This is a genomic window from Mycobacterium sp. MFM001, assembly GCF_003402475.1.
In the GTDB taxonomy this organism is placed as follows: domain Bacteria; phylum Actinomycetota; class Actinomycetes; order Mycobacteriales; family Mycobacteriaceae; genus Mycobacterium.
The window spans coordinates 341,602-347,840 of record NZ_BFAB01000006.1 but is presented as its reverse complement, the minus strand read 5'-3'; the positions used below and the strand labels follow the sequence as shown (position 1 = coordinate 347,840).

Genomic DNA, 6,239 nt, shown 5'->3' with positions numbered 1-6,239 from the left:
CGGCCAATTCAGCTTCGGGCGCTTCCGCTTCCGGTTCGGCCTCGGCCTCTACCGGCACAGCCTCAGTTTCCGCGTCGGCGGTCTCCTCGGCGGCAGGCGCTGCGGCCGTTGAGGCTTCATCGGCGGCCGATACGGCACCGACCGAAGCGAGCGCCGGCTCCCGCTCGGGTTCGGCGGCGGCGGTCCCGCCGAGAGTGGTCGGATCTTCACGACCCTTGGGGGCCAGAATGAGGTAGACCACCGCGCCGATGAACACGAAAGTCGATGTGAACGAATTGATTCGGATGCCAGCAATGTGGGTAGCGGCGTCGTCGCGCAGCAACTCGATACAGAACCGCCCGACGCAGTAACCGGCAACGTACAGCGCGAACAGCCTGCCGTGCCCGATCCTGAAGCGTCGATCCAACCAGATCAGCACGACGAATACCAGGACGTCCCACAGCAATTCGTAGAGGAACGTCGGCTGCACAACCATCGCAAGCTGTCCGGTCGACACACCGTCTAGAGAATGCACGTCGACAAATCCCGCCGGATCGCGCCGATAGAAAATCTCCAGGCCCCACGGCAGCGTCGTCTCGTGGCCGAAAAGCTCCTGGTTGAAGTAGTTCCCGAGCCGGCCGATTCCTTGTGCTAGCACGATCCCGGGTGCTATCGCGTCGCCGAACGCAGGAAGCGGGATGCCGCGACGGCGACAGCCCATCCACGCGCCGACGCCGCCCAGGGCTACCGCACCCCAGATCCCCAAGCCGCCGTCCCAGATTCGCACCGCCGCGCCGAGTCCCGCGCCGCCCTCGCCGAAATATGTCCGCCAATCCGTGGCCAGGTGATACAGGCGTCCGCCGAGCAGCCCGAACGGGACGGCCCACAGGGCAATGTCGTAGATGACGCCGCGTTCGCCACCCCGGGCCTCCCAGCGGCGATCACCGATCACCAGGGCGACCACGATGCCGATGATGATGAACAACGCGTAAGCGCGGATCGGAACCGGCCCGAGGTGCCACACGCCGCGTGGCGGGCTGGGAAAGTAGGCAAGCACGGTCGTCGTCATGGTGAGGAAATCCTTTGCCGCACACCGGCGGCGAGTTCTTCGGTGAGCGCGCGGAGCGCAGGGATGCCGTCGGCCAGCGTCGATACCAGCGCCGAGCCGACGATGACACCGTCGGCGTAGCCGGCGATCTGCGCCGCCTGTTCACGCGAGCGCACGCCCAGACCAACCCCGACAGGTATGTCCGAAACTGCCCGAACCCGACGCACCAGTTCGGGTGCCGCCTGTGACACCACGTCGCGAGCACCGGTGACGCCCATGATCGATGCGGCGTAGACGAACCCGCGTGACGCCTCGACCGTCTTGGCCAGTCGCTGCGGCGTCGACGACGGCGCGACCAGGAAGATGCGATCCAGCCCGTGTTTGTCTGAGGCCGCGAACCACTCGTCGGCCTCATCGGGAATGAGGTCCGGCGTGATCAGACCATGTCCACCGGCCGCCGCCAGGTCTCGCGCGAACGCGTCAACCCCATAGTGCAGCACCGGATTCCAGTAGGTCATCACGACGGCATGGCCACCGGCCGCGCTGATCGCCTCGACGGTCGCGAAGGTGTCACGGACGCGCACACCCCCGCGCAGCGCGGCCTCCGACGCCGTCGCGATGGTCGGGCCGTCCATACCTGGATCCGAATACGGGATACCGACTTCGATGAGGTCGCAACCGGATTCGACGAGTGCGGTCATCGCGCTGACCGACGTCGGAACGTCGGGGTAACCGGTCGGCAAGTAGCCGATCAAGGCCGCCCGGTTGTCCTGCCGGCATGAGCTGAAAAGGTCTGCCAGCCGGCTTGTTTCGCTCTGCTCCACGATCACGAGCGGTCCTTGTCGTCGAGCAGGCCGAACCACTTCGCCGCAGTTTCGACGTCCTTGTCGCCCCGACCGGACAGGTTCACGACTATGACTGCGCCGCTGCCCATTTCGATACCGAGCTGCAGTGCGCCGGCCACCGCGTGCGCCGATTCGATCGCCGGGATGATGCCCTCCGTGCGGCACAGCAGACGGAACGCGTCCATCGCTTCGGCATCGGTGATCGGCCGGTATTCGGCACGCCCGGTCTCTCTGAGCCAGGCATGCTCCGGGCCCACACCGGGATAGTCCAGGCCGGCCGAAATCGAGTGCGACTCGATGGTCTGGCCGTCGTCGTCTTGCAGCAGATACGAGAACGACCCTTGGAATGCGCCGGGCGAGCCGCCGCTGAATGTCGCTGCGTGCCTTCCGGTTTCGACCCCGTCGCCGGCCGCCTCGAACCCGACCAGCCGAACTCCGGGATCGTCGAGGAACGCATGGAAGATCCCGATGGCGTTGGATCCTCCGCCGATGCAGGCGGTGACAGCGTCAGGCAGCCGCCCGGCCTGATCCTGGATCTGTACCCGGGTCTCGAGCCCGATGACCCGTTGAAAGTCGCGGACCATCGTCGGGAACGGATGCGGCCCGGCCGCCGTGCCGAAGCAGTAGTAGGTGTTGTCGGCGTTGGTGACCCAATCCCGGAATGCCTCGTTGATCGCGTCTTTCAGCGTTTGCGAACCCGACTCGACGGAGATCACCTCGGCGCCGAGCAGCTGCATGCGCGCGACGTTGAGCGCTTGCCGCGCGGTGTCGACGGCACCCATGTAGATGACGCAGTCGAGTCCCAGAAGGGCGCAGGCGGTGGCGGTGGCCACTCCGTGCTGGCCGGCGCCCGTCTCGGCGATCACCCGCGTCTTGCCCATCTGCTGCGCCAGCAACGCCTGGCCGAGGACATTGTTGATCTTGTGAGAACCGGTGTGGTTCAAGTCTTCTCGCTTGAGGAAGATCCGCGCTCCGCCCGCGTGCTCGCGCAGTCGCGCGGCCTCGTACAACGGGGATGGCCGACCGGTGTAGCGGGCCTGCAACTTGTCGAGGGTGTCCAGGAAGCCCTGGTCGGTGCGGATCTTGTCGTAGGCGGTGGTGACTTCTTCGATCACGGCCATCAGCGCCTCGGCCACGAACCGGCCGCCGTACACGCCGAAGTGGCCGCGCGAATCGGGGTCGTGGCTGGTCGGTTCGGCGATGGCAGCGCTGGAACGTGGAAGTTCCGGGCCGTCTAGCGGCGATCGCAAGCGCGGCGGAGCCGGGCGCAGCGGGTCGCCGCGCGACGAATCTAGCGGGCTGGCTTCGGACAAGACGGATGCCTCCCCGCGGTGACAAGGTCGGCGACGGCCGCGCGGGGATCACCGCTGGTGACTAGGCCCTCACCGACCAGCACCGCGTCGGCGCCGGCGCCGGCGTAGGCGAGCAGATCAGCGGTGCCGCGCACGCCGGATTCGGCGATCCTGATCACGTCGGTCGGAAGCCCAGGTGCGATGCGCGCGAAGCAATCCCGGTCGACTTTCAGCGTTTTCAGGTCGCGAGCGTTGACCCCGATGACCCGCGCCCCCGCTTTCAGTGCCCGGTCGGCCTCTTCCTCGGTGTGCACCTCGACCAGGGCGGTCATGCCAAGCGACTCGATGCGCTCCAACATCGACTCCAGCACCGGCTGATCAAGTGCCGCAACGATCAGCAGCAGCATGTCGGCGCCGTGCGCACGCGCCTCATGAATCTGATATGGGCCCACCACAAAGTCTTTGCGCAACACCGGCACACTGACGGCGGCGCGCACCGAGTCGAGATCGTCGATCGTCCCGTTGAAACGCCGCTGCTCGGTGACCACACTGATGACGCGCGCGCCACCGTCTTCGTAGGCGCGGGCCAGTTTGGCCGGGTCGGAAATCGACGCGAGCCGGCCCGCGGACGGGCTGGCTCGCTTGACTTCGGCGATGACACCAATGCCGGGCTCGCGCAGTGCCGCCATCACATCGAGGGGCGCTGGCGTCGCCTCGGCAGCGGCCTTGACCTCGGCCAGCGGGACGACGGCTTCACGGGCGGCAACATCGGCGCGAACTCCCTCGATGATGGAGTCGAGCACGGTTGCCGAACTCATGCGTGTCGGTCCTTCCCCTTGTGACCCCGCCGTGACGTCAATTTGACGATGTCCATCGAAGGGTAGCGACCGTCAGCGCGCGCTTCGTCACCGACCCTCGGTGTCGGAGTCGGATTGTGATCGATCCGTTGGGTCGCGGCCTTCGTCGAGCGCATCCCAGATCATCCGCTCCGACATGGGGCCGTCTTCGCGCTGCGCTTGGGCGCGTCGGGCCGCGGGTGCGACGTATTTGGTGGCGTCGCCCGAGGCGGCAGATCGCATCAGCAGGACGGCGCCGGCCAGCGTGCAAACTGCGGCCGCCAAGGCGATCGCGGCGCCGGTGTGATAGCGCTGGCTGCCGACCAGCGTCAGCAGCGACACGTGCGCCAGGTCGGCGCCTCGGGCCGCCACGTCGCGGACCACCCACAGGCTGACGGCCAGATATTCGACCGCGAAGCTTGCGGCAGCCACCAGAACCGCCAGCAGCCGCAGCGGCCAGCCGCGCACCGCCACCGCCGCGACGGCCGCGGCCAGCAGCAGTATCGCCAGCGGCAGCAGCGCCGTCGACCACGATGCGCCGGAGAGCGTGACAGTCTTCGGCTGGCCCAGCCCGTCGAACGACTGGATTGCAACCCAGGGGAACCGGGACGCGACCCATAGCCCGACCGCGGCAATCACGAGCAGCGTCTGAGCTAGCCGCCGCTTAACCATGGATCTCCGGGGCGGTCAGTGTCTCGGCGGCGGCAATCGCGCCCAGCACCGCGCGGGCCTTGTTCGTCGCCTCGGTGTGCTCGTAGGGGCCGTTGGAGTCGGCCACTACCCCGCCGCCGGCCTGCACGTAGGCGGTGCCGTCGCGCATCAACGCGGTGCGGATGGCGATCGCGAAATCGGCGTTGCCGGCGAAGTCGAGGTAGCCGATCACGCCGCCATAGAGGCCGCGGCGGGTCATTTCCACTTCTTCGATCAGCTCCATCGCCCGTACTTTCGGCGCGCCGGACAAAGTGCCCGCGGGAAAACACGCGGTCACCGCGTCGAGTGCGGTACAGCCCTCGGCGAGCATCCCAGTCACCGTGGACACCAGATGCATGACGTGGCTGTAGCGCTCAATGTGGCTGTAATCCTCGACGCGCACGGTGCCCGGCACGCAGACCCGGCCAAGATCGTTGCGGCCCAAGTCCACCAGCATCAGATGCTCGGCGCGCTCCTTCTCGTCGTGCAGGAGCTCCTTTTCCAGCAAGACGTCTTCTTCGTCGGTCTGCCCGCGCCAGCGGGTCCCGGCGATCGGATGCGTCGTGGCCCACTGGTCGTGCACCGTCACCAACGCCTCGGGGCTGGAGCCGACGATCGAAAAGGCTGTTCCCCCAGCATCATTCGGAACATGCAGCAGATACATGTAGGGGCTTGGGTTCGACACCCGCAGCATGCGGTAGACGTCGATCGGCTCGACGTCGGTGTCCATCTCGAAACGCTGCGACGGCACTACCTGAAACGCTTCACCGCGCTCAATCTCGTGGACCAGACGCTCGACGATCGCGCCGTATTCCTCGACGGTGCGCTGGGCGCGGTGCTTGGGTTCCGGACGGGTGAAGGTCGCCACGGTCGACGGCAGCGGCTGGCTCAGCGCCGCAGTCATCACGTCCAAGCGCGCGACCGCGTCGTCGTAGGCCTCGTCGACGCGCTCGTCGGTGCCGTTCCAGTTCACCGCGTTGGCAATCAGCGTGATGGTGCCCTCGTGGTGGTCGACGGCCGCCAGGTCGGTGGCGAGCAGCAGCAGCATGTCGGGCAATTGCAGATCGTCGACGGCCAGTTCGGGCAGCCGCTCCAGCCGTCGCACCAGGTCGTAGGCGAAGAAGCCGACCATGCCGCCCGACAGCGGCGGAAGGTCCGGCAGCGCCGCGGTGGCAAGCAGCTCCAGGGTGGCGCGCAACACCTCCAGGGGGTCGCCACCGGTGGGTGCGTCTTGCGGAACGGCGCCCAGCCAAACCGCCTGGCCGTCGCGCACGGTCAGCGCCGACGGCGCGCCGGCGCCGATGAACGACCACCGCGACCAGGACCGCCCGTTTTCGGCCGACTCGAGCAAAAAGGTGCCGGGCCGGTTGGCGGCCAGCTTGCGGTAGGCCGACAGCGGGGTCTCGGCGTCGGCCAATACCTTGCGGGTCACTGGGACAACCCGATGCTCGGCGGCGAGCAGGCGGAAGTCCTCGCGCGAGGTGGTGGCGAGGTCGGCGGGCATCCCCCCATCTTCCAAGGCATCTTGTCCGGCGCCGCAGTCACCCCC

6 protein-coding genes are annotated in these 6,239 nt (G+C 67.5%); all 6 read right to left on the bottom strand.

Annotated elements, in window-relative coordinates:
- Positions 1-1,048, bottom strand: a 1,048-nt coding sequence (gene lgt, locus MFM001_RS13470; RefSeq protein ID WP_238159144.1) for a prolipoprotein diacylglyceryl transferase, incomplete at its 3' end; no start/stop codon positions are given.
- Positions 1,045-1,890, bottom strand: coding sequence for a tryptophan synthase subunit alpha (trpA, locus tag MFM001_RS13465; RefSeq protein WP_116375757.1), 846 nt, complete (start codon positions 1,888-1,890; stop codon positions 1,045-1,047). The genes trpA and lgt, both read right to left, overlap by 4 nt.
- Positions 1,854-3,122, bottom strand: a complete 1,269-nt coding sequence (gene trpB, locus MFM001_RS13460; protein ID WP_116375798.1) for a tryptophan synthase subunit beta — start codon at positions 3,120-3,122, stop codon at positions 1,854-1,856. The genes trpA and trpB overlap by 37 nt, the downstream gene beginning before the upstream one ends.
- A 41-nt stretch (positions 3,123-3,163) precedes the next feature.
- On the bottom strand, positions 3,164-3,982 hold the full coding sequence (trpC, locus tag MFM001_RS13455) for an indole-3-glycerol phosphate synthase TrpC (RefSeq protein WP_116375756.1): 819 nt from the start codon (positions 3,980-3,982) through the stop codon (positions 3,164-3,166).
- Positions 3,983-4,069: 87 nt separating this feature from the next.
- Positions 4,070-4,672, bottom strand: coding sequence for a TIGR02234 family membrane protein (locus MFM001_RS13450; protein ID WP_116375755.1), 603 nt, complete (start codon positions 4,670-4,672; stop codon positions 4,070-4,072).
- Positions 4,665-6,194 (bottom strand): anthranilate synthase component I, encoded by a 1,530-nt coding sequence (locus MFM001_RS13445; RefSeq protein WP_116375754.1) that lies wholly within the window; start codon positions 6,192-6,194, stop codon positions 4,665-4,667. The genes MFM001_RS13450 and MFM001_RS13445 overlap by 8 nt, the downstream gene beginning before the upstream one ends.
- Between the last annotated feature and the right edge of the window lie 45 nt (positions 6,195-6,239).